Origin of the sequence: Fibrobacter succinogenes, assembly GCF_902779965.1 — a bacterium.
GTDB lineage: Bacteria > Fibrobacterota > Fibrobacteria > Fibrobacterales > Fibrobacteraceae > Fibrobacter > Fibrobacter succinogenes_F.
Genome location: NZ_CACZDK010000004.1, coordinates 173,382 through 196,060, shown reverse-complemented (window position 1 = coordinate 196,060; position 22,679 = coordinate 173,382). Strand labels below are relative to the sequence as shown.

Genomic DNA, 22,679 nt, shown 5'->3' with positions numbered 1-22,679 from the left:
GATGACAGTCTTGCCGCTGCGAATGTTGTGTTCCATGACCCCCGCGATTTGAAATCATATAAGGTTGCAAATATTGGTGGAACTGTGTGGATGGCTCAAAGTTTAGATTTTAAGACAAAAGAAAGCTGGTGCTATACGAATGCAGAATCGTATTGTTCATCGAAAGGTCGCTTTTATACATGGAAGGCCGCTCAAAAGGCTTGTCCTAGCGGCTGGCGCCTCCCTACGGAAAGCGAATGGTCTGCTGTAAGCGGTAATATTGATCGGCTTTATATACAAGGTTCTGGTTTCCGTACCTCTGATGGAAAATACAAATGGACTAGCCGAGATGATTTTTGGATGAGTAGCTCTACTGGCAATAAGGGTAACTATTATTATTTTGATATGTACAATAAAACAAATGGTTCCGACTTATACAACAAAAAAGGCGCGAAACTCGTCCGCTGCCTAAAGAAATAAAATTCTATAGAGTCTATCCTGTAACCTATTATGAAGGGGGAAGTATCCCCCTCGCTTCAGCCCCGACATTCAAATGCAAAAAGCGGCATGTCATGCCCGCCATCGAGCGGGCACCTCCTTTATGCGCAAAAAAGTCGTCGGGTCTTCCGCAACCCTCTCTAAAGACCGTTCGGCTAACGTCTCACTCCCACCTAAAGGTCGCCATGCCCACATAAGTGCTAAAGCACTAAGTGGTCAAAGGTCGCCTACACGACTCGTTAATACGAGTCGCTCTAGGCTCACAACGGGTGCTCCGTCGCCGCACCCGCAAAACCATGCAAGGCGAGTGCCGCAGCCATGCTCGCATGGCTATGGTCGAGTCGCCGGGGTTTCTGTAACGCCTGGCTTACCCCGCCCCAAAAGAAAAAGACGCAGACTTATTCGAGCCTGCGTCTTTTTGCAATAGAAATCTTTTTTGTGAATCGAGATACAATTACATTGTAAACGTCATCTTGCGACATTGTATTTCTGCCTTAGTTCCTGGAATGCTGATGTTGCTGATTCCGTTCTTCCGGCTTGGACATCTCGTTCGGATAGTTGAATGATTTTAAGCAGATTAAAGGTCATAACATTGTCAATGTTGGAACTGACATATGAGTCGGGTTTTATGCATTCGCAAACATCAAGCATACCTTACTCCGGTTGAATATCCTTTTAAAATATACCTTTTGACGGTTGAACCATCAAGCTCCTGCGTGTTATGGCGAATGGGTATATGGACTCCTTGCACCTCTCGTTGATGTGCCTCAGGGGAGACATTTTTATTTTTAAGGTTTTTTGGCAAAAAAAATTCCTTCAGCGGCTAGGTTTCCAAAGAAACACACGGCATAGAGCCGACATTCACCAACCAAGGACTCTATAGTAAAGTTTATGATTTCTCGAGAGTTATTTCATGTCCAACGGACGGAAAAATCCCTTAATGCAGTTGAGGTTTTTGATACAAATTTGAATGTGATTCTTTTTTTGAAATGTCGCACCTTTGTAAACTGATTCGCCTTCGTAAAACGCAGAGCGAACAGTGTCAAATGGCTTGACCACTTTCCCGTCTTTGCGAACCCAAGGATCGAATTTGTTTTGTGAATTAGGATTGTCCATTGTGCTATGCAGTTCTTCCAAAACTGCAAAATCCAATAAGCGTTTACCTCGAATGCCCGATGACTTATGTTTGTTGAATTCCTGATTTACAGGAAGGGGCTTGTGTGCTGTGTCGAATGCTGTTTTTAGGCTTGCATATGCTTGAGATACGAGGTCGAGATATTTGGAGTCTGTCAAATCGAGACATTCGTCAAGCGAGTAAATGACTCCGATAACAAAAGGCTTCTCGGTTGTCTTGTATTCCTTGGCTCGCCATTCATATGCACGCGTATAATTGTTTTCCCAGATATAGAAACCCCTGCCAAGCCATTCGTAATCAGATTCGCTTATGTGGATTTTCTTTCGAGTACCTAGACGTAAATATTCTTCACCATGTTTTTCGCTGCAACCATGGTAGCCGACATACAGGTTCGGTCTGGATTCCAACATGGCAAATTTCCTCAATGGGATTTGACGAGTTCGCCTTTACGGTCCAGAACTCCGATTTTCTGCAAATGCTCTATAGCCTCCTCTTTGGTTTTAGGAGTCTGTTTAAGCATTTCGAGCAGCATTTTCATGTATTCCTTATCCATGATGAGACCTCCACCCATAATATACATTTTTCGTTTTTTGAGGTCAATGGGGTGCTATGTAGCCATCCTGCGTCTGCCTTTCTTCCAAGTCGGATTACACTTTACCTTTGCAATTTGGCTCAAAAACGCCATTTTTGTCACAAAAACGAACGCTCCTGTAAATTTTCTTTGAACTCGGTTTGATTTTAAGTTATTTTTTAGAATGGACATATTAGAGAGTTTAGCTCTTGTTCTCTAGATGAAATCTGCAAATTTCAAGTATTCGAGGACAAGGCGAACGCTCACGCAGGTATGCCGTTTTGCGGTGTATCTCAGTTTGCTGTGCCGACTGCTTGGTCGGTCTTTGGTCGTATAACCAAAAGGCAACAGCCCTTTTGGGGCGTGGGTCGTTTGCGTTTATCGAATACAGGCATTGCAGAGCCTCATCTAGGTAAACCGCAACGATCTACGCCTTTTTTGTATCCATACAAATTTGGCAAGGCTCATTGCTGTTTTGCAGGGGTTGACTCCATAGGTGTAAACAATGGAGGCTGTTATGGCTAGTAAAAAGAAAGAAATTGATGATTTATGTGAAAAGATACATCAAATTTTTCAGGCCGTTGCTAAAGAAAACGGTTATGGATTTGATGATAATCCCAAATCTTTTTGCATTTATTCAAAGCGATGGCATTCTGTAGAGTTTCATTTTCAATGGAGTAAGGATCATTACATTGTGAAATTTATCAGTTATGACTCTAAAGGAGAATGGAATGCTAGTCAGGCAATTATTTCTATTTGGACATACTCTGATGCCTTTGAATTCCTTGCTGCATTTAAAATCTTATTTGATATGCCCGCAAAGCGCAAAACGAAATAATTATAACCAATAAAGGAGTCTCCTGAATGTCAAACTTAAAATGGAGAATTATTATGAAAAAAATTCTATTGACAATCTTTATGATTACAATTGCTGCTTTTGCTGCAAGAGATCGGTGCTTTGAAAAGGATTCTAGCGGTTTAGTTATTAACAGTGGTGATTGGCCGCGTTGCTTTCATGAATGCGCTAATGAGAGATGTTATTCCAATTGTCAAGGAAGGACAAGAGCGTGCTTTTGGGGAATGGAAAAATCTGGTGACGAATTTTTAGCGGAATGGTATAAAAGTAATTCCATAAATAGTTATAAAAAAGATTTTTGCGTACAACTTGCGGTCACAACGGATTCGGTTTTTCAAAGAGATAATCCACTTAGTGTAAGTGAAAGTCCGAATATTGTCATAGCAACAGTGCTTTTCTGGAATAAATATAGGGATTTTTTAACATTTTGCACCCGGTATGATATCAGTTCAAATAAATGGTACGAACATTTTAATGAATATTATGGTGATGGAGATGGTTATGCAAAAGACTATGCCAACGCCCTTTTTGGAAATATCAATGCCTTACACAGTTATAAGCAATGGTCCCCCAAACGCCAGTTTTGGTCTTTTTTGTTGTCAAATGACAGAGATGGTGAATATGGACGGGGCTTTGATGGGAAAGGTTATTTTTATAAGTTAAGCGATGAATTAAATAATGAATACAAAAGGATAAAAGAAGTCCAGGAAAGAAGTGAAAAATCAATGGGTGCTTTTTGGGGAGGATCGATAAACCAAAATTTTGTTTCAAATAGAACGGAAAACATTTCATTAACCGAATACTTAAACTATCTAAATGAAATCAAAGATCCTTTATCATCGTTTTCGTCGAAATGGAAGCCTCTTATAGAAAGGGAAATTCAAATTCATGGACAAATACCTGATAAATGTTTTGCTTTGCTAAAGTATTTTGGTAGAGGAGAAATAAAGAAGGGCATTGAACCAATCAAAAAAACTTGCAATGAAAAGGTTTTTTCAAAAGATGTATATAAAGTTTTTCTTGACTCTTTGGAAAAAAACTATTGGGATAATGCTAGTATAAGAGGGTTATATGGATATTATTTAAAAAATTTTCCGCAAGGAAAATACACCGCTGACGCTGAAGACGGTTTAAACAAAAATAAGATGCCTGTATCTGAAATCATAAAAAAGGCTAAGGCTGAATATGAATCAGGACATTCGTTAAGCCTGGCGATAGACTATTTAAGTGAATATAGAGAAAATTATTCAGCGCGTTCTGATATTTCTTTAAATGCGGTTCTTGATAAGTATGTATCGATTAAAGATAGCGTTGAAAGATTATGTGAAAAATTAAAATCAAGCCGCTCTTATGATGATGAATACAAAACTATGTCTAGATGTTCTTTTGTATCAGGGGAGGATTCGTATATTGTTGAAATGGATAGTTTGATGAAACTTCCTCGAAAAAATGGGAATATGACATGTATGTATCCTTTGTATTCTAGTGATGACATTTTTTCCATTATTGTGTCGGAATTAGTCATAAAAGATAAAAAAATTAAAGAGGGAAAAGAGACTGGGATAAACCCGCATAATATGGATATAGTTTATAGAAAATTTATAAACGATGGAACTTCTAGCGGTTTCTTTATATACGGTAATATTTATAAAGTACTATTTGATAAAAATGGGTATCACATTGAGTTTCTTGATGGAACTGATTCGAAATTGAAACCATCTGTTGTTCGTGATATAATTTATCTGTTAAATGGAAATAAAAATTCTGCAAAATATCTTGAATGTATGCCTATCATATCTATATCTGATTTTGACGTTGGCCCTTCTTGTCGAGATGAAAAAGAAAAATATGAAGCAAGATTGCAAAATGGTCGTATTAAATCGGTGTCTATAAAAACAAATGATGAAACAGTTTATATCCCATTAAACAATTGGGGGGAAATAGATGGTGTTGTTAAATATTGGAATTCAGATATAGGGAATGTAGAAATAACAGTTAACGCGACAATGCCCAAAGGGTTCGATGAAAAAGGGCGTTCTAAAGTTTCGAAGGTGAATATAAAGGGTTGCTCTTTTAATCCGCCAAGGAAGATAACTGGTTATAAGAAAACTAAATACGGTAAAAATCCGATTTATGAAAAATATTCGGCAAAATGTGAGCGCGTCGCTTCAGAAACAGGCATGTCTATATTACTTGATTCGGTAAAATCGTATAGATATAGGGATGGTGAATTTATGCCGAAATTTCTTCTGCTTTATCTTGACTGGAATAACGTTGATTAGAACGTATATTTTTTCGGAGCGATGCGAGTATAGCCCGCTCCACGCTAGTGGAAAAAGCTCGTAAATAAAGGCCTCGGCATTAAACTGCCGAGGTTTTTAAGTTTTTAGAAGGAGATTCCCGGTCAAGCCGGGAATGACACTCCCGCAGCAGAAGGCTTTCATTGCAGTTCACGGTCAATTTTCCTACCTCGCAACTCTAACGCTTTTCATCTTTCCGGAGGCTTGGCTTCGCAAAAAGTATATGCCCGAGGGTTTCGCGGCACTGACGGACTTGAGCTTGGCTGTGGCTTCGCTAAAGCCGTATGCCGAGAGCTTGCCCAAGCGCACTCCTTGCACGTCAAACACATCGTAATTTTGGAGCGTGTTCTGCTCTAGGCGAATCTTGTTATCGATTTTTCGGTCAATTGCATTTGGATTTTCCAGAGCGATTGAATCTAACGAGTCTAGCGGGTGTGTCGGAATGCCGCTAGAATACATGTTCTTGCTGTCTGCCCAGTGCTTAATGAAATATTGTTCAAGCCAGTCCATAGCAGGGCGATTTTTTCCATCTTTGATGAGGCCTGTATTTGTGGGGTTCATCCGCGGCGTTTCCCCGTAAATGTAGCCCCAGAGAGTGACTCCCGCAACATATTCCGATTCCATGAAAACGGGAATATGTTCTGCAAAGCAAGCCTTCTGAAGGTTGTCATCATCCGTACCGATGCTGTATTCTGTAATGAGCAAGGGAATCTTTATCTTGTCGTAAATTTTTTGAATGCCGTCCCGTATTTTACTCCCGGCAATGCACTCTATCTCAGGGCCTGAACCTTGGATCATCCAGTTTGCGGCCTGCAATCCAAATGCATCTATTGTCGCATTTTGTTCTTGAAGTTTCAGAATGAGATTAACCGTCGGATCGTTTTCCCAACGCATTTCGTCATAATCGTTGTAAATCAGGGTCGCATAAGGCCAGCGTTTACGAGCCATATTGAAGGCCGTGGCCACAAACTTGTAGTCGCCATCGTCGCCGCCGAGAGCCTCAATTACGTTGTTGTAGGCTTCAAATCCGGAATGATAGTGACCTGTGCTATTACGGACGGCTCCATCGACAACTTCAATCTGGTAAATTTCGGGATAATGCTTGGCAACGGCGTCAAACCAAGCCGTAATGGCTTCCTTGGTTTCGTTCACGTCGAGCCCATTCAGCCAATGTGGCAAATGCGTCCCTTTCAGCAGATTGCGGAACTTGAAGGGCATGCGAGTATCCCATCGATTTAAAACAGTCCACTGATGAACGGCGTCGCATTTTGAAAAATCGTAATTGCCGCGTTCCTTTTCGACGGCAATCCATGTGCACGCGTTATCCGTTGTAATTTCATTCCAGTAGTCCTCATAATCTTCGGGAAAGGATTGACCATCGACAATGACATTACCTAGACGTTTTTCTGCACCGTTGGCAAGGCCTAGCATATAGCGACGAACTCTCGAATCCTTGAAATATTCCTTGAGCCAAGTCAATGCCGGCCGTTCGACTCCGTCTTTGATAAGGCCGGAACAACCTTGTTCCAAACCGTTACAAGAAAGCCAAGTTTTGCCGTAAATGTAGCCCCAAAGGGTAATGCCCTTCACGTATTCTGTTTCCATCAAGAGCGGAATATGCTCTATGTAGCATTTTTTCTGAAGATTATCGTCCTTGTCTCCGACATCGTATTGTGTAATGTATATGGGAAGGCCTGTTTGTTCGTGTGCATCGTTAAGTGCGCGTTTGAGGACGGAGAAATGCAAGCACTTGCGTTTGCCGCTCCCTTGTGCGGTTGTTTCGTGGAACTGCATTCCGTAAGCGTCAACTGGCGCCCCCTGTGCCTTTATTTTCTTGAGAAGGTCGATGCCCTCTACTTTTTGCCATTGGATGGTATTGTAGTCGTTGTAAATCAGAATGGCTTCTGGCCAGCGTTCTCGTGCCATCTTGAAAGCCGCAACCACAAATTCGTAGTTGCCGCTATCGCCGCCTAGCGCCTCAATCAGTTTATTGCTGGAAAAACTGGAATGATAGCTGTTGCCGTTTTTGACGGCCTCGTTGACCACTTCAATCATTTCGAGGTCGGGATAATGTTCCTTAACGGCGTTGATCCAAGCTGTCCAAGCTTTTTTGGTTTCGTCAACGTCGAGCTTGCTTAACCACTGCGGATTTTGCGAACCCCACAACAGGGTGTGAAACGAAAAAATCGCTTTGTTCTTTCTTGCCCAGTTATAGGCGAGGTCGCATCCGGTCCAGTCGTATTCGCCGCGCGTTTTTTCGACATAGCCCCAAACACATTCGTTCTCGGCGGTTATCTGGTTCCAGTAAGTGCCAAAATTATCGGGAATTTCGCCCAAAGTGGTCGTGTTGCCCAAGAATTTGGCGGCCCCATCGGCTATGCCCGCAAAAGAAAATGTCGATACCGCAAGGACAAATGTCAAAGCCTTAAATATTTTTGAAAACACACTCATTGCGACTCCAGATTTTTTTAGGTTACAGCACGTAATAATAAAATACCTCGAAAACATAGGAATGTCCCTCTTGGGGTGAAAACTTCCATTGACAAAACATCTATGAGTCTCTAGTTGACTGCTAATAAGTCCTTGCTTTGAAGTTATATTTAAACTAATTCTTGGAGGTTTTTATGACTGCAATAATCGGTGCTGTTTTACTATTGCTTGTCGTTGTGATGAGCGTTGCCTTGATTCTTGGGGCGCCATTAGGTGCGTTTACCTTGGGTGGCCGATTTAAAGTTTTTCCTGCTAAATTGCGCATTGTTCTTGCGGTGCAGTTGCTTTTGCAAGTTTTCTTTGCCATTGTGCTTTTGCAGCTCGGTGGCTATATGTCCTTATGGTTTTCGCATAAAGTCACAAAGATTATCGGGATTGCCTTGGCTGTTTATTTGACGATGAACTGTCTTGCCAATCTCGCTTCGAAGAGTAAAAAAGAAAAATATGTGATGACTCCGCTTTCGGCAATAACCGCATTTTGCTATTGGGTGAACGCTCTCGCGTTTTGACGAACTTTTTTATATTTCGGTTCGGTTCTTTTTAGTTGGTTACGATGATTAAACAGCTCTTGAAAAATCCGTTTATCCTGATTACGTCTGTGGCTTTATTGTTACAAACGGTGATGCTTGTTTTGTTTTACGCTTTGCCGGATCCGCTTGGACTTTCGATGTCCGAAATGTTTGCTGGCAAAACGATTTGGCAAGTTTTTATGGCGTATGGCGCTATCTTTGTGATGTCTTCCATCTTTACGTTCTTGAAGAGTCCTCGCGCACTAGCTGTTTTTTATGTCGTCTATTTTTTCTTTGCGATTGCGGACTACGAAATTTTCCGCTTTAATCACCAACGTCTTTCTTATTCATTTATACGTACTTATTTTCATGTTTCGAATATTACGGATGAGACTACAGTTTCGACTCTCGGTGGCGATGTCGTTGGCACGGTTCTCTGGATTGGGCTTGTGTTCTTGATTCTGGCGGGTGGAATTGCTTTTTGCGTGACGTATTCGATTCGGAAAAAACGCATGACGATGATGGAATTGCGCATTGCAAAGTTGTCGGATAAGAGAATTCCTTTGACCATGCTCGCTTCGGGAGCAACTCTTTCTGTGATTCCATTGATCTTGTTCATTGTGGGTGCGCGTGGCGTTACTAATTTTCCTTTTCAAATCGATTGGCGCTTTACACTTGGAAAATGGACGCTGACTGCACCTGTGTTGCATATTGCAGGGCTTGAAACTTTTGAATTTTTCCGTGATGGCTATTCTATTACGGATGAACTTGTCCATGACCTCGATGCTTTTTTGCCGGCTGATTTTGCAGGCGCTCGTCTAGATGCGAAATTCCCTGGCTACCGTAATGCTCCGAAGCATGAATACAAGGCGACAAAACCGTACAATATCGTTTTCATTTTCGGAGAATCTTATAAAGGCCGTGTGCTGAATAAAATGCTCGAAGGTGATACGTCGCTTGCTCCGAACTTGTGGAAAATGGCGAATGTGGGCGGGCTTTGGTTCAAGAATGCGTTCAGCGGTAGCTATCCGACTGTTCGTGGAACAACTTCGACTTACCTTGGATTCCCATCGCACCCGAATCGCGATGTGCCGGCGTTCTATGCCTCGAACCATTTCAAAGGTTTCCAGGAATATCTGACAAATTATCATCGTGCGTACATGACTGTTTCAAATCCTGTTTTTGACCACACGTTGCCTTTTGTAGAACGCTTTTATGGCGACAACTGGCGCGTTATTGAGGACTCGAAAATTCCGGGAACGTCTGACAGTCTCGGGATGGATTTAGCGATAAAACTACTCAAGACTATGCCAACGGATAGCGCTTGGTTCCTAGCAGCCAATACGATTGCAACGCATATTCCGTTTTATGGTTACCCGGACAGTTACGCAGCAAAACCCGAAGATGCGATGGTGCGTTTCAAGAACGCATTACGTTATACGGACGCGCAAATGGGCCGCTTTTTCGAAGCGCTTTATGCAAGGCCTGATTTTGACCGTACGGTTGTCGTGATTCTTGGTGACCACGATACGCCTGTGGATTCCATTGATTACAAGGTGCCGCAACCGCTTGGTGTTTCGGCTGCGCAAATTTTCATGGGGATTTTCTCTGCGGATACCTCGCTCTTTAAAGGTCTTGAGATCCGCGAAGATGTTGCCTCGCAGCTGGACATTGGCCCCACGATTCTGGATTTGGCGCAAGTGCGTGCTCCGAACCATTTCTGGGGTTATGACTTGCTTACCGAAAAACGCCCGGCGGAGCAACCCGCGCTATTTTATACTCAAAATGCTTACTATCTCGGTTTTCGTGATTTTGTGTTGACGGGTGGCTTGGAATCTGACGAAGTGTATAAAGGAAAGAATGGCTCATTTGAGCACGTTTCGGATTCCTTGTCGCTTACGTGGAAGTCGCATGCTGTTGGGGCTAGCAAAGTTTTGCGTTCGCTTTTGCGCAACGACAATATGTTGCCCCACTAGTCCTGTTTTTAGGCAGTTCGTCGGAATTTGCCGATGGCGATGTGCGTATGTTGTAAGATTATTAATATATTTCTACGCATGAATACAAAAAAATCGTTTGCGGAAAAATTCTCGCAGTGGTATATCCCTCTCATTTGCCGTCATAAGTATGCGGCTTTAGCATTCTATATTTTCCTTGCGCTCCTCCTCGCGTTCCCGATTCTTGTGAAGCCGGGGCTCAAACTGGATGCCGATCTTTCGCACCTATTGCCCGAAGATACGCCGAGTGTAAAGGCTCTCGAAGAATCTTACGAGCGTTTCGGCAGTACCGACCGCTTCATGATTGCTATTCAGAGCGAAAGCGTGGAACTTGCTGCCGCCTTGCAAGATTCGATTCAGAATTACATCCACAAAAATTGGCAAGGGGATTTCGTCTCGACACAGGTGGATAACGATAATCAGTTCTTCAAGGACAATGCGCTTTTGTACCTCCCGGTCAAGCACCTTGAAAACATCCGCGATAACCTTGAAGACTTGCAACTCGAAATTGGCCGCAAGAATGGCCCGCTTGTGGTTGACTTGCTGGGCGATGGAACTGCCGATTCTGCAAATGGTGAAGCGAGTGCAAAAAAAGAACGCGTTTGGTTTGATGCAAATTTGCCGATGGAACTTGGCCTCCCCGAAGAGGCCGTGGGGGCGTTCGATGCATTCTTTAAAAAGAAGGAAACTGCTAAAACAGACAGTGGAAAGACTGAATGGAATCCGAAAGCCTACCTTCCTGACAATTTGAAAAATCGTTTGATCGGAAGCCCTAAACCAGATAGCACAGGCAAGATTCTCTTTAATGCCGTGGTGAATGCTAAGTTGATTAAGCCTTCGACCGACTATGAATTTGTGACGAAAATTTTGGCAAAGACCGATGAACTTTTGGCTTACTTCCGCAGCAAGCAATATCCGGTGCCGACCCGCTTCACGGTTGAAGGTACTTACGAAGGCTTGAAGGAAGTCGATGAAGTTGCTAACGACAGTATCTTCTCGTTTGGCATTAGCCTTGTCTTGATTTTCCTCTTGACCGCGTTCTTCTTTAGGAGCGTGAAGGGCCCGATTCTCGTGACCGGTTCTGTGCTTTACGCTTGCCTCCCGACGCTTGCGTTCACGGCGCTTTTCTATGGCAAATTGAATCCGTTTACAGTGTTTGTCGCCTCGATTATTTTGGGCATTGGTATTGACTATTCCATTCACATTTTGGGTAATGCGCAGAAACTTTTGAACAAGTACAGCTCTTTGGAAGAAGTTCTCGAAGAGACGCAGCGCAAGATGCTCAAGCCGTTTATCTTGGCGAGCTTCACGACGATTGCCGCGTTCCTTACACTTTTGGTTGCACACTTCCGCGGATTCTACGAATTCGGCATTGTGGCATCGATGGGCGTTCTCTTCAGTATGATGACTTCTGTCCTTGTTTTGCCGGTATTTGTGGCATGCATGGGCGGAATCCCTGCTGCTCCGAACAATTCGCTGTTGCCCAAATCTTGGAGCGAAAAGCAAATTTATGGTTTTTTCAAGCGTTTGGCATTGATTGGCTTTGTGCTTGGCGCCGTGTCATTGTATTTTGCTCCGCATGTGGATTTTGAACACAACTTGAAGAACTTGCGCCGTGTTCATACGGATAAGGTAATCCCAGCTGCCGAAAAGAAAATTTCGACCAAGGTAACCCGCGCCACGAACCGCGCTGTGACTTCGACGCCTGCGGCGGTGATGGGTTCTAAGTCCGAACAGCTTGACAAGCTTTATGACACGTTGATGATTCGACTCCATGTCGAAAAAGATTCTCTGCTCGGTAGCTTCCTCACGCTCAAGAGCTTTGTGCCGCCTGCGGATTCCCAGGAAAAGCGCCTTGAAGTCATCGAAGAAATTCGCGACCTAGTCGAAGCGCGCGTCTTTGACAAGGCCGAAGGCGAAGATTCAACGAACGTGCAAACGCTTCGCAAGTTGGCTCAAGTGGAAAAGCCGTTCTCGGCCGAAGATGTCCCGTCTTGGACACTCGACTTGCTTCGTGAAAAAGATGGCACTTACGGTAAGATTGGCTTTATTTACGGTGACTTTCCGAGTTGGGATGCCCATGCGTTGCATCGCTTTCAGGAACGCTATGGCAACTGGAATTTTGATGGCGAACGCTTGCGCACCTTCTCCTCGCAGTTCATTCTTTCGGACGTGATTGAATCGGTAAAGGCCGATAGCTTTAATTTGGCCTCGGTTATTGTGCTCGTCATTTTCCTCACGCTGATCATCTCGTTCCGCAAACCGTCGATGTTCTTGGCGGGTGGCGTCTCGTTCGGCATGGGTGCGCTCCTTACGCTTGGATTGCTGGGCGCTTTGACTTACTTCTTTGAATTTGGAAAAATCAGCATCTACAACGTGATTGTGATTCCGATGACGCTTGGCATTGGCATTGACGCCACAATTCACTTTATCACTTCTTGGTGCTCCAAGTCCAATGAAGGCATGAATCTTCGTCAACTCTTTGATACGACGGGCCGTAACGTGATGGCTAGCTCCATGACCACGATTGCCGGCTTTGTTGGATTCCTCTTTACAACACACCGCGGTTTGCAGGGCATTGGCCACCTTGCTTGCATGGGCATCTTTATGTTCCTTGTGACAAGTGTTATATTCTCGATGTTCCTTTGCGGTTCTTGTTTGAAAAAGAAAGATGTGAAGAAGTGATGGATGGTTATGAGTAAGATTAATACGATTGTCGTTGCTGGCGGAACGCATGGCAATGAACGTACAGGCGTGAGTTTGGTCGAAAAGTGGCTGGCTCACCCTGAATGTTACAATACGATTTGTAAATCGTCGAAAGTTGATGTTGTGCTTGCAAACCCGGAAGCGGTGCGCCTGAACCGCCGTTACCGTGACCATGATTTGAACCGCTCGTTTTCGCAGACTTGTTTGGATGTGACGGCGGAACCTTTGCAATATGAATTTCGCAGGGCTCGTGAACTCAATCGATTTTATGGCCCAAAGGGTGCTGACACGCGCACGGACTTGATTCTGGACGTGCACAATACAGGCTCGAACATGGGCTATTGCTTGATCCTTTCGACGCGTGACCCGTTCACGATGAAGGCTTCTGCAGTGCTCACGCAAGAATTCGAGGATGCGTGGATTTATTACCAGCCCGAAGAACGCAGCGCTTCACCGTATTTTGGAACGGTCGCGAAGGCGGATGTTTGCATTGAAATTGGGCCGCAGCAGCACGGAACGCTGAATGCCGAAATTTTCGAACGTTCCGAAAAATTGGTGAAACGTTATCTGGAACTTGCCGAAGAATGGAATCGCGGTGAATTGCAAAAGCGCGAACCGATTGAGGTTGAAGTTTATACGCAATTGCGTGACTTGGGCTACCCGAAGCCACAGGGCGGAGGCTCAATCCAGGCGATGATCCACCCGGAATTGGACGGTCACGATTACCGTGAACTCAAGAAGGGCGACAAGCTTTTCCGCACGTTCGATGGCAAGGATGTTTTGTTCGAAGGTGAACCGGATGGACGCTCGGTCTACCCGATTTTTATCAACGAACCCGCGTATTACGAAAAAGACATTGCCATGAGCTTGACCGTAAAAACCGTGGAAAAGTGGTAGGCGGTGTGAGGTCGGGGCTTCGCCCCTTTGGGGTATGAGGTCGCGACTTCTTGAGCAGGACCGATTACATTGTCATGCCCGCCACCGTGCGGGCACCTCCCAGCACATCTTGGATTGCGGATACTTTTCTAAATTTATTGCGAAATAAAAAGGAATTTTAGCATGATTGAATTTGATGAAACTGGTGTGCCGAGTGCCGATTTAACTCAAGTGACGGGCGAAGAAAGCCTCAAGAATTTTATGGACATTGTTCAGGAACTCAAGGAAAAACCTTGGGATTCCCGCTTGAATGACATCCTCGATGCGTTCGAAGATTTTTTGACGATTCGTCCGGAACCGCCTCAGTCTTGGCAAGACAACTACGCTGCTAGCGGAAAGCAATTTGATTATTATCAGATTGTATTGCCCGAAGATTTCCAGGACCCGTACGAAGACGACCTCGGAAACATCAATCGTTTGCGCGGAGAATTTGCGCGCGTGCCGAGCACAATGGCTTTGGAACACGAACTCATCAGCCGCAATTACTTTATTTTCGAAAACGGTCATGCCGAACCGATTCCTGCTCCGCGCCCGATTTTGATGCTCGAAAGCAAGGATCGCGAAGATGACGAGGAACCGCAGGAAGGTGACATCACGTGGGATTGCTGCATCTCGATTTTTGCAGACGGTAGCTATGTGGCGTACAACCTTGACCATGACGATGACGAAGAGCTTGGTGAAGACTTCAAGGTCGTTTTTGAAAAACACATCAAGACGCTTTTGAAGTTGCAACTCGTGATTCCCGTGGAAGGTCGTGACTACGGCATTCTCCGCAGCGATGCGTAATCGCTATGGATAAATTTGAAACTGAAATCTACCTGCGTTACAAGCAGATAATTGAGCGTGATTGTCATCCTGAGCATCGCGAAGGATCCAGTCAAATCTAGAGTTTAAGAATCGTCATTCTCGCGAATGTCGATGGTCAAAAGCGAATTTTAATGGAACAATTCGAAACAGAAATCTACCTGCGTTATAAGCAGATAATTGAGCGTGATTGTCATTCCTCTTCGAGGCATGACTTGTTCGCCTCGGATATAGAAACATGCAAGCTTGTTTCTGCATCTCTCGGCTCCTGCGTCATTCCCGGCTCCGACCGGGAATCTCCTAGAAATGCAGAGCGTCCTTGTTCTGTTTCCCTATCTGAACCGCGCCATGTTCACATGGCGGATTTGCTAGACCGTTACGATGCCTTTTGCTTTGACGGCTATGGAACGCTCTACAATCGCGGTAGTTTTGTTTACCCCGGTGCAATGGAATGGTTCAAGATGCTTCGCCATGCCGGCAAGCACCTCCGCTTGGTGACGAATGCCGCTTCGGATGTCGATGAAGTCTTGGCGCGTGATGCGGACAAACGTGGTTTTGATTTTTCGACGGAAGAAACGATTTCGTCAGGGAGCTTGTTGCGAGAACTCGTGGAACGCTTGCGTCGTGGTGAACGTGTAGATGGAAATGTGGCGATATGTAGGACTGCCGCGAAACCGCTTGAATTGCGCGGTCACAGGCTTGAATTGCGCGAAGTCTATTACATCGGTCGTGACACGGGCAAGCATGTGCTTGATGCTTGTGGAATCACTGCGGTTGCTATGGATGCTGAACCCGCCGAGCCAATTGTGGCGATTTCGTCTGCAAAGGATACGCCCGAAACGTATGCGCAAGCAGTCAAGATTTTGCGAAAGCCAGGTGCAATTCTTCTTGTGCTCAATTCAGATGCTTGGGCTCCAAAAATTCCAGATGAAAATGGCGTTACGCTGCGTGAACCGGTTTCAGGAGCTCTCTCAGAACGCTTGCGTCGTGCGTCGATGTGCAATGCGAATGGGGGAGAAGGCTGTGAAACTTATTACTTGGGCAAGCCGTTCCCTGCAATTTGGGAAAAAGTAAAACGCTCGCTTCCGGCGGGCTCTCGCGTGTTGATGATTGGCGATACGCTTGGAACAGATGTGTATGGCGCGAAAATTGCAGGCTTTGATAGCGCTCTTGTTGTGGGGCGAAATGTGCCTGCCGCAGAATTAAATGCAGACGAAGCTGCGCTTGGAATCAGACCCGATTATTATCTGGAACAGTAATTTAGTGGGGATGGAACCCTCTTCTCGGGTTCTCGACCCACTTATATCACTAGTAAAATAAAAGACCAGGTCATTGACCTGATCTTTTATTTTAGAGCGGGAACGGGTTTGATTCGTCGCCAGTCACCGCTTCGCGGCTGGCTCCTCACCCTAACGGGCTTATCGCTACACGGAAAGTCCTAAATTTTTCCCACGGGCATACGCCCACGAAAAAATTTAGTGATTCGTCGTCAGTCTCCGCTAACGCGGCTGACTCCTCACCCTACGGGCTTATCGCTTGCGCGATAATTCCAAAATTCGTTCTTCGGACTTCGTCCATGATCGAATTTTGTCGAACCCTCTTCTCGGGTTCTCGACCTGTTTACGAATAAAAGCAAAAAACGACACCATAGAGGTGTCGTTTTTGCTTTCGAGCGGGAAAAGGGTCTCGAACCCTCGACATCGACCTTGGGAAGGTCGCGCTCTACCAACTGAGCTACTCCCGCGTGGGTAGTGTTAATTTAGTAAAATTAGGGGGCTTGTAAAGGGATGCCTTCTTTTTTTCTATTATTACAACATGCGAAATTTTAGGTTGAAATCTGCTTGCGGGACTTTTGCAGTCCTCTTTTGTCTTGGATGTTTGAACAATGTGAATGCCGAAGAACGCTCGATGTGGCAGCGTTTCACAAATTTTTTCACGCCGACAGGTTCTGTTAAAGGCGAAGGTCCTGTTTTCGATGAACTTAGGGACGTTGAATCGCAGATTGATAAGATTGAAGTTCAGTATTCTAGAGAACGCCGTCCGGGCAATAAGACGCGTTACCGCAAACAGCTGGATAGCCTCCGCAATGTTCGCGATTCTTTGATTACGGTCATTGAAAAAATGCCGACGTCATCGACTGTGAGTGTGACTTCTTCGAGTGCAAATGTCGCACAATCAAGTGCTGCTCTTTCAAGTGCCGCGCAGTCTAGCTCAAGTGCTGCGCAATCGAGTTCTTCTTTGGTCGCATCTTCGTCGGCTGTGGTGCCTGTTCCGGCTTCTAACGGTTCCGCGAATGTCGTGTGCGCTCGCGATACAGTCTTTGTGCATGATACGATTGTCGTGCGCGATACGGTCGTGATTCACGATACTTTATACGTTGTACTTGCGAATAAGCCTGAGGCAACACCTAAAGCGGCTCCGAGCAAGGCTAAGAAGAAAGCCGATAAAAAATCGGAAAAGTAACTAGAAAAATGCGCGGCTCTTCGGCCGCGCGTCTCGTTTAATCTTTATTCCTTAATCGTATATCCCGAACGGAAATTCTCGATGAGGCAACTGCTGATGCTCACGCTCGTATCGTATTCGGGAATGTCCTCGCGCTTGACCCAAGTGGCGCAAGCGAGTTCCGCTTCTTGCATGTGAATCGTCGGATCGCCATCGAGTTCTGCGGTGTAGCCCGAGATGAGCGATTCCGAGAACGGCCACGGCTGGCTACCGAAGTACTTGATGTTCTTGACGCGAACGCCCGCTTCTTCCATGACTTCGCGCTTGACGGCTTGCTCAAGCGATTCGCCGATTTCTACGAATCCAGAAATCAGGAACATGCGCGTCTTGTCTGGATTGTCCAAATTGCGCGCCATCAAAAGTTCGTTGCCGTTGTGCACCGCGACAATCACGACCGGCGAAATCTTGGGGTAGACTGTGTTCTTGCAGCTGGGGCAAATCATGGAGCGTTCTTTAGTTCCACGCGTCATGATATGACCACACATGCCACAGAATTTGTTCAAATTTTCCCATTTGGCAATGTGTGCGGAAGTTGCTCCGCCGAGGCGTTCCAAATGATTTTCAAGCGTGCGGAATGTGCGGTTGCCGCGGAACTCGTAGCCTTCTGGAACTTCTGGCAGATTCGTATTGCACAAAAAATAAGCATCACCATCGATGCTGATCAGGTAATGGCATTCACATTTGGGAAAGTCGCACACTCGTGGAATTTCGTAAACACCTTCAACCACTTTCTTGAAAAGCGTTTGCTCTCCATTGAAAATAATCAAATAATCAGTGGGCTTGGGAGCAATGTCTTTAAATTCGTTATCTAACTTGTGCGGAGTAATTTCGTGAATCATAAAATTAGTATAACCAATGACACTTCTTTCGGCTCTTGGACCATGGGCGGGCAATCCCGCCTACAGTCCTGTCTACTGCCTACTTCCTACCGTCTACTTCCTACTCCAGATACGTGTACCCGTAAAGTCCGGAACGATAGATGTTCAAGAATTCCTTGCCTTCCTGAAGCGTAATCTTTCCTTCCTTCACAGAGCGCGTGACCCAGTTTTCCATGTTGCGGACAAGAGCCTTGTCGCTGAAGTTCACGTAGTCGAGCACGTCTTCCACGGATTCGCCGTCGATTACCTTGTCGATATCGTAGCCGCCGTTGTCGTTGCAGACAATGTGCACTGCGTTCGTATCGCCAAAGAGGTTGTGGAGGTCACCGAGAATTTCCTGGTATGCACCGACGAGGTAAACCGCGATAAAGTACGGTTCGTCCTTCTTGATCGGGTGGAGCGGAATGGTGCGTGCCACTTCGCCGCCGCGAACGAACATGTCAATCTTGCCATCGCTATCGCAAGTCACGTCCTGAATCGTCGTCTCGATCGTCGGCTCTTCGTCCAAACGCTGGATCGGCATAATCGGGAACACCTGATCCACGCCCCAGCTGTCCGGGAGGCTCTGGAAAAGGCTGAAGTTGCAGAAGTACTTTTCGGCAAGCAAACGCGGGAGTTCGCTTAATTCATAAGGCGGATGGCGCAAGTCGCGTGCTAGCAAATCCACTTTGCGGGCAATGCTCCAGAACAAGCGTTCGCTCATAGCGCGCGTCTGCAAATCCACGTCGCCCATCTTGAAACCACTCAAGGTGTCGTCGTTAATCTGCATGGCATCGTGCCAGCTTTCAAGCAAGTTCTTCGGAGAAAGGCTCTTGTAAATGCCATACAAGTCCTTCAGTGCTTCCGGAGCGTCGTCGCTGATTTCATGAACGCTTTCGTCGAAGAAAGCCTGGCCAGCCGTTTCAAGCACGTTGAACACCAAGATGGAATGGTGTGCCGAAAGTGCACGGCCCGATTCCGCAATGATATTCGGGTGAGGAACGTCTCCGTTTTCGCAAGCTTCGTACATCGCGTACACAACGTCGTTTGCGTATTCCTGGATGGAATAGTTCACGGAGCTAGCGTTAGAACTGCGCGTGCCGTCGTAATCGACGCCCAAGCCGCCGCCAACGTCCACAAATTCAAGGCCCATGCCCATCTTTCTAATTTGGACGTAGAACTGCGAAACTTCACGCAAACCATTCTTGATATGGCGAATGTTTGTAATCTGGCTTCCCAAGTGGAAGTGGATGAGCTTCATGCAGTCTTCCATCTTCTCTTCTTTGATGAAGTCGAGAGCTTCCAAAAGCTCCGAACTGTTCAGGCCAAACTTGCTGTGGTATCCGCCGGATTCTTCCCACTTGCCGCTGCCAGAGCTTGCAAGCTTGATGCGAATACCGATGTTCGGGCGAACACCGATGCGGCGAGAAAGATCCACGACCAAATGAAGTTCGTTCATCTTTTCGACGACGATGAAAATCTTCTTGCCCATCTTCTGCGCGAGGAGAGCAAGCTCGATAAAGTCTTCGTCCTTGTAGCCGTTGCAGATAATCAACGCATCCGGATTCTGCATGTTCGCAAGAACTGCGTGAAGTTCCGGCTTGGAACCTGCTTCAAGCCCGATGTTGAACTTGGAACCGTGACTCACCACTTCTTCCAAGACCGCGCGCTGCTGGTTCACCTTGATCGGGAAGATGCTGTAATGACCGCCCTTGTAACCGTATTCAGTCGTCGCCTTCGTGAAGCACTCGTGAATCTTTTCGATGCGGCTGTCCAGAATATCCGGGAAGCGGAGCAGCACAGGAGTCGAAACATCGCGCAAGGAAAGTTCCTGCACGAGCTCGTAAAGGTCGATGCTCGGACCGCCATTCTTGATCGGCGAAACCGTCGCGTGACCCTTGTCGTTAATATCAAAGTAACTTACGCCCCAACCCTTTACGTTGTAAAGATCTCGGGAATCGTCAATGCGCCATTTTTTCATGAATGATCCTTCGGATCAGTAGACAGTAGACGGTAGGCAGTAGACAGTTTTACTTGTGTTATTCCTGTCTACTTCTAACTTCCTACTTCCTACTAATCGACCAGCACCGGGTTGAAATCTTCGTTCCACGGGAGACCGTATTTGGTGAGGGCTTCCATGAACGGATCCGGATCGAACTCTTCGACCGTATGCACACCCGGCTTGTTCCACTTGCCCGTGAGCACCATCATGGCACCGCACATTGCCGGAACGCCAGTCGTGTAGGCGATAGCCTGGCTGCCGAGTTCCTTGTAGCATTCCTGGTGGTCGCAAACGTTGTACAGATAGTAAGTCTTTGGCTTGCCATCCTTAGTACCCTTGAAAATGCAACCGATGTTCGTCTTACCAACGGTGCGAGGACCGAGACTTGCCGGGTCCGGGAGGAGAGCCTTGAGGAACTGGATAGGCACAATGTCCTGACCCTGGAACTTGATGGGCTGTGTGCTGAGCATGCCCACGTCTTCGAGGCAACGCATGTGGTCGAGATAGCTCTGGCCAAACGTCATGAAGAAGCGGATGCGCTTGATGCCCGGAATGTTCTGGGCGAGGGATTCAATTTCTTCGTGGTGGAGGAGGTACATGTCCTTCTTGCCGACCTGTGCGAAGTTGTATTCGCGCTTGATGCTCATGGCCGGAATTTCAACCCAGTGGCCCTTGCCGTTCTCGTCCGTGTCCCAGTAGCTACCCGGAGCAGAGACTTCGCGGAGGTTGATTTCGGGGTTGAAGTTGGTTGCGAACTTGTAACCGTGATCGCCACCGTTGCAGTCGAGGATGTCGATTTCTTCGATGGTGTCGAACTGGTGCTTCAAGGCGTAGGCGCAGTATGCCTGAGAAACACCCGGGTCAAAGCCGGAACCCAACAATGCCGTGAGACCAGCCTTTTCAAACTTTTCTTTGTAAGCCCACTGCCAGCTGTAATCGAAGTAGGCGCTAAAGCCCTTTTCCTTGCAGCGCTTGTCGTAGACCTTGCGCCATTCCGGATCATCGATATTTTCCGGCTCGTAGTTAGCCGTGTCCATGTAGTTCACGCCACATTCAAGGCATGCATCCATGATGGCGAGGTCCTGGTAGGGGAGAGCGATATTCATCACCAGGTCCGGCTTGTATTGCTTAATAAGAGCAGAGACGTTCTCGGCCTTGTCAGCGTCCACGGCGGCAGTCGTGATGACCGTCTTCGTATTCGGGCGGAGTTCCTGAGCCAACTTCTCGCAATTTTCGCGATGACGGCTGGCGATGCAGATTTCGCTAAAAACTTCGCTGCAGGTGCAGCACTTCTTGATAGCAACTGTGGCAACGGCGCCACAACCGATAATCAATGCTCTTGCCATTTTTTGTTTGTTCCTCATTTGTTGAGAGTTAATCCATCGGGATGGCGATCCCGGTAGAGAATGTTACTGAGTATAATGTAGAAAATGGGGTGTAAAATGTTCGGACGGGTGCGAAAAATATGGGTGAAAAGCGACGTGTCATCCTGAGCGAAACGCCAGTGGAGTCGAAGGATCTAGTCAAGTTTCATGAATGCGCTTCGATCGCGTCATGGGGGCTTTAGCCCAATCCAGTAAAGTCTAGTTATTGCATATCAGTGGTGTCATCCTGAGCGAAACGCCAGTGGAGTCGAAGGATCTAGTCAAGTTTCATGAATGCGCTTCGATCGCGTCATGGGAGCTTTAGCCCAATCCAGTAAAGTCTAGTTATTGCATATCAGCGGTGTCATCCTGAGCGTAACGCCAGTGGAGTCGAAGGATCCAGTGATTCTGTAAAAATGCGTTGTGAGCGAATGCTTGCCTTTTGGGCGTTCCCTTGCCCACGGGCAAGGTCGGGCTATATTCTAGGGGCAACCGCCTTCGCTACGCTCGCCGCTCACCTCCTAGAACGGAGCCTTGCTTTCGCAAGTCTCCGCCACACCGTGGTCACTATCCCTAACGCAATTTATCTGATTTGGAAGACATCTTTTTAAAATGTTCTTGAAGCTCTTTCAATGCTTTTTGCATTGTTTCATAGTCCTCGTTAAAGAACTCAAGCGCATCTTTGATTATAATGCTTTTATTTTTCAAATCAGCATAGGCTTTTTTGCATGAATCTTCGTTTGCCAAGTCATAGTCTCTAGCAAAATAATGAACGAGATAATTTCGAGTTTCAATAAATTTTTTGAATTTTGTTTTAGCGCGGTGGGATCGTCCTTTTGACTGGATTTTATAGTCAAGATTGAATGCGTATAGATTCTTCTCCTCGGCTTTTTCTAAATCTTTGTTGCAACGAGGCGTATAAATGGCGTCTAGCATTTCTTGGCCAATAGGGCCAAGTGGTGCTTTGTCTCCTTTTTGCTGCTTTTCTATAGCCTTCTTTAATTTATCTAGTAGTTCTTCTGGAGTTTTGCCGATCCAAAGGCCTCCACGATGTTGATGCATCCAACGGAGTCTAAGTTCAATGAAGTTGCATACATAAAGCGTCCTACCCAATAATTCAAAAATCTGAGATTGAGTGGATACGCTATTTTTTAGGGTATTCTTAGACATTGTTTT

The 22,679-nt window shown here is 46.0% G+C and carries 17 protein-coding genes and 1 tRNA gene; 10 read left to right on the top strand and 8 right to left on the bottom strand.

Annotation, left to right across the window (positions count from 1 at the left end; translation table 11 throughout):
- The first annotated feature begins 27 nt into the window (after positions 1-27).
- Positions 28-459: an FISUMP domain-containing protein gene (locus tag HUF13_RS03290; protein ID WP_369697073.1), complete on the top strand. Its 432-nt coding sequence runs from the start codon at positions 28-30 to the stop codon at positions 457-459.
- A 924-nt stretch (positions 460-1,383) separates the two neighbouring features.
- Here the strand turns inward: HUF13_RS03290 and HUF13_RS03285 are convergent.
- Both HUF13_RS03285 and HUF13_RS17225 read right to left on the bottom strand, forming a co-directional pair.
- Complete coding sequence (locus tag HUF13_RS03285) at positions 1,384-2,022, bottom strand: hypothetical protein (RefSeq protein ID WP_173473794.1); 639 nt, start codon at positions 2,020-2,022, stop codon at positions 1,384-1,386.
- Between the two features lie 11 nt (positions 2,023-2,033).
- Positions 2,034-2,165, bottom strand: coding sequence for a hypothetical protein (locus HUF13_RS17225; protein WP_304038764.1), 132 nt, complete (start codon positions 2,163-2,165; stop codon positions 2,034-2,036).
- Positions 2,166-2,700: 535 nt separating this feature from the next.
- On the opposite strand from HUF13_RS17225, the gene HUF13_RS03280 reads away from it, so the two are divergent.
- Positions 2,701-3,021, top strand: coding sequence for a hypothetical protein (locus HUF13_RS03280; RefSeq protein ID WP_173473793.1), 321 nt, complete (start codon positions 2,701-2,703; stop codon positions 3,019-3,021).
- A gap of 53 nt (positions 3,022-3,074) precedes the next feature.
- Positions 3,075-5,321, top strand: a complete 2,247-nt coding sequence (locus tag HUF13_RS03275; RefSeq protein WP_173473792.1) for a hypothetical protein — start codon at positions 3,075-3,077, stop codon at positions 5,319-5,321.
- A 183-nt stretch (positions 5,322-5,504) separates the two neighbouring features.
- On the opposite strand, the gene HUF13_RS03270 is transcribed toward HUF13_RS03275, so the two are convergent.
- Positions 5,505-7,790 (bottom strand): endo-1,4-beta-xylanase, encoded by a 2,286-nt coding sequence (locus HUF13_RS03270; RefSeq protein ID WP_173473791.1) that lies wholly within the window; start codon positions 7,788-7,790, stop codon positions 5,505-5,507.
- A 173-nt stretch (positions 7,791-7,963) separates the two neighbouring features.
- Here HUF13_RS03270 and HUF13_RS03265 point away from each other — a divergent pair, with 173 nt between their 5' ends.
- The 6 genes from HUF13_RS03265 (at position 7,964) to HUF13_RS03240 (ending at position 16,037) form a co-directional block, all read left to right on the top strand.
- The gene (locus HUF13_RS03265) at positions 7,964-8,338 is read left to right on the top strand and encodes a hypothetical protein (RefSeq protein WP_173473790.1); all 375 of its coding nucleotides are present in this window, start codon (positions 7,964-7,966) and stop codon (positions 8,336-8,338) included.
- Positions 8,339-8,382: 44 nt separating this feature from the next.
- On the top strand, positions 8,383-10,314 hold the full coding sequence (locus HUF13_RS03260; RefSeq protein ID WP_304038763.1) for an LTA synthase family protein: 1,932 nt from the start codon (positions 8,383-8,385) through the stop codon (positions 10,312-10,314).
- Between the two features lie 78 nt (positions 10,315-10,392).
- The gene (locus HUF13_RS03255) at positions 10,393-13,017 is read left to right on the top strand and encodes an RND family transporter (RefSeq protein ID WP_173473789.1); all 2,625 of its coding nucleotides are present in this window, start codon (positions 10,393-10,395) and stop codon (positions 13,015-13,017) included.
- A gap of 9 nt (positions 13,018-13,026) precedes the next feature.
- Positions 13,027-13,935 carry an aspartoacylase gene (locus HUF13_RS03250; RefSeq protein ID WP_173473788.1) on the top strand — a complete coding sequence of 303 codons (909 nt, stop codon included), beginning with the start codon at positions 13,027-13,029 and terminating at the stop codon, positions 13,933-13,935.
- Between the two features lie 162 nt (positions 13,936-14,097).
- The gene (locus HUF13_RS03245; protein WP_173473787.1) at positions 14,098-14,760 is read left to right on the top strand and encodes a hypothetical protein; all 663 of its coding nucleotides are present in this window, start codon (positions 14,098-14,100) and stop codon (positions 14,758-14,760) included.
- 152 nt (positions 14,761-14,912) lie between these two features.
- On the top strand, positions 14,913-16,037 hold the full coding sequence (locus HUF13_RS03240) for an HAD-IIA family hydrolase (RefSeq protein WP_304038761.1): 1,125 nt from the start codon (positions 14,913-14,915) through the stop codon (positions 16,035-16,037).
- A 412-nt stretch (positions 16,038-16,449) separates the two neighbouring features.
- On the opposite strand, the gene HUF13_RS03235 is transcribed toward HUF13_RS03240, so the two are convergent.
- Positions 16,450-16,522: transfer RNA gene (locus HUF13_RS03235), tRNA-Gly, on the bottom strand.
- Positions 16,523-16,656: 134 nt separating this feature from the next.
- Here HUF13_RS03235 and HUF13_RS03230 point away from each other — a divergent pair.
- Positions 16,657-17,241, top strand: coding sequence for a hypothetical protein (locus tag HUF13_RS03230; protein ID WP_173473786.1), 585 nt, complete (start codon positions 16,657-16,659; stop codon positions 17,239-17,241).
- Between the two features lie 44 nt (positions 17,242-17,285).
- Here HUF13_RS03230 and nudC read toward each other — a convergent pair whose 3' ends face one another.
- The 4 genes from nudC to HUF13_RS03210 form a co-directional block, all read right to left on the bottom strand.
- Positions 17,286-18,119, bottom strand: a complete 834-nt coding sequence (nudC, locus tag HUF13_RS03225) for an NAD(+) diphosphatase (RefSeq protein WP_173473785.1) — start codon at positions 18,117-18,119, stop codon at positions 17,286-17,288.
- Positions 18,120-18,219: 100 nt separating this feature from the next.
- Positions 18,220-20,118: a biosynthetic arginine decarboxylase gene (gene speA, locus HUF13_RS03220; RefSeq protein WP_173473784.1), complete on the bottom strand. Its 1,899-nt coding sequence runs from the start codon at positions 20,116-20,118 to the stop codon at positions 18,220-18,222.
- Between the two features lie 92 nt (positions 20,119-20,210).
- Positions 20,211-21,485, bottom strand: coding sequence for a saccharopine dehydrogenase family protein (locus HUF13_RS03215; protein WP_074208888.1), 1,275 nt, complete (start codon positions 21,483-21,485; stop codon positions 20,211-20,213).
- A gap of 591 nt (positions 21,486-22,076) precedes the next feature.
- Positions 22,077-22,673: a hypothetical protein gene (locus tag HUF13_RS03210; RefSeq protein ID WP_173473783.1), complete on the bottom strand. Its 597-nt coding sequence runs from the start codon at positions 22,671-22,673 to the stop codon at positions 22,077-22,079.
- Positions 22,674-22,679: the final 6 nt, after the last annotated feature.

Excerpts from the sequence above, each read along its gene's own strand:
- HUF13_RS03270 (WP_173473791.1), bottom strand. The coding sequence starts at position 7,790 with ATGAGTGTGTTTTCAAAAATATTTAAGGCTTTGACATTTGTCCTTGCG.
- nudC (WP_173473785.1), bottom strand. The coding sequence starts at position 18,119 with ATGATTCACGAAATTACTCCGCACAAGTTAGATAACGAATTTAAAGAC.
- HUF13_RS03210 (WP_173473783.1), bottom strand. The coding sequence starts at position 22,673 with ATGTCTAAGAATACCCTAAAAAATAGCGTATCCACTCAATCTCAGATT.
- HUF13_RS03240 (WP_304038761.1), top strand. The coding sequence starts at position 14,913 with ATGGAACAATTCGAAACAGAAATCTACCTGCGTTATAAGCAGATAATT.
- HUF13_RS17225 (WP_304038764.1), bottom strand. The coding sequence starts at position 2,165 with ATGGATAAGGAATACATGAAAATGCTGCTCGAAATGCTTAAACAGACT.
- HUF13_RS03245 (WP_173473787.1), top strand. The coding sequence starts at position 14,098 with ATGATTGAATTTGATGAAACTGGTGTGCCGAGTGCCGATTTAACTCAA.
- HUF13_RS03260 (WP_304038763.1), top strand. The coding sequence starts at position 8,383 with ATGATTAAACAGCTCTTGAAAAATCCGTTTATCCTGATTACGTCTGTG.
- HUF13_RS03285 (WP_173473794.1), bottom strand. The coding sequence starts at position 2,022 with ATGTTGGAATCCAGACCGAACCTGTATGTCGGCTACCATGGTTGCAGC.
- HUF13_RS03280 (WP_173473793.1), top strand. The coding sequence starts at position 2,701 with ATGGCTAGTAAAAAGAAAGAAATTGATGATTTATGTGAAAAGATACAT.
- HUF13_RS03215 (WP_074208888.1), bottom strand. The coding sequence starts at position 21,485 with ATGGCAAGAGCATTGATTATCGGTTGTGGCGCCGTTGCCACAGTTGCT.
- speA (WP_173473784.1), bottom strand. The coding sequence starts at position 20,118 with ATGAAAAAATGGCGCATTGACGATTCCCGAGATCTTTACAACGTAAAG.
- HUF13_RS03275 (WP_173473792.1), top strand. The coding sequence starts at position 3,075 with ATGAAAAAAATTCTATTGACAATCTTTATGATTACAATTGCTGCTTTT.
- HUF13_RS03265 (WP_173473790.1), top strand. The coding sequence starts at position 7,964 with ATGACTGCAATAATCGGTGCTGTTTTACTATTGCTTGTCGTTGTGATG.
- HUF13_RS03255 (WP_173473789.1), top strand. The coding sequence starts at position 10,393 with ATGAATACAAAAAAATCGTTTGCGGAAAAATTCTCGCAGTGGTATATC.
- HUF13_RS03250 (WP_173473788.1), top strand. The coding sequence starts at position 13,027 with ATGAGTAAGATTAATACGATTGTCGTTGCTGGCGGAACGCATGGCAAT.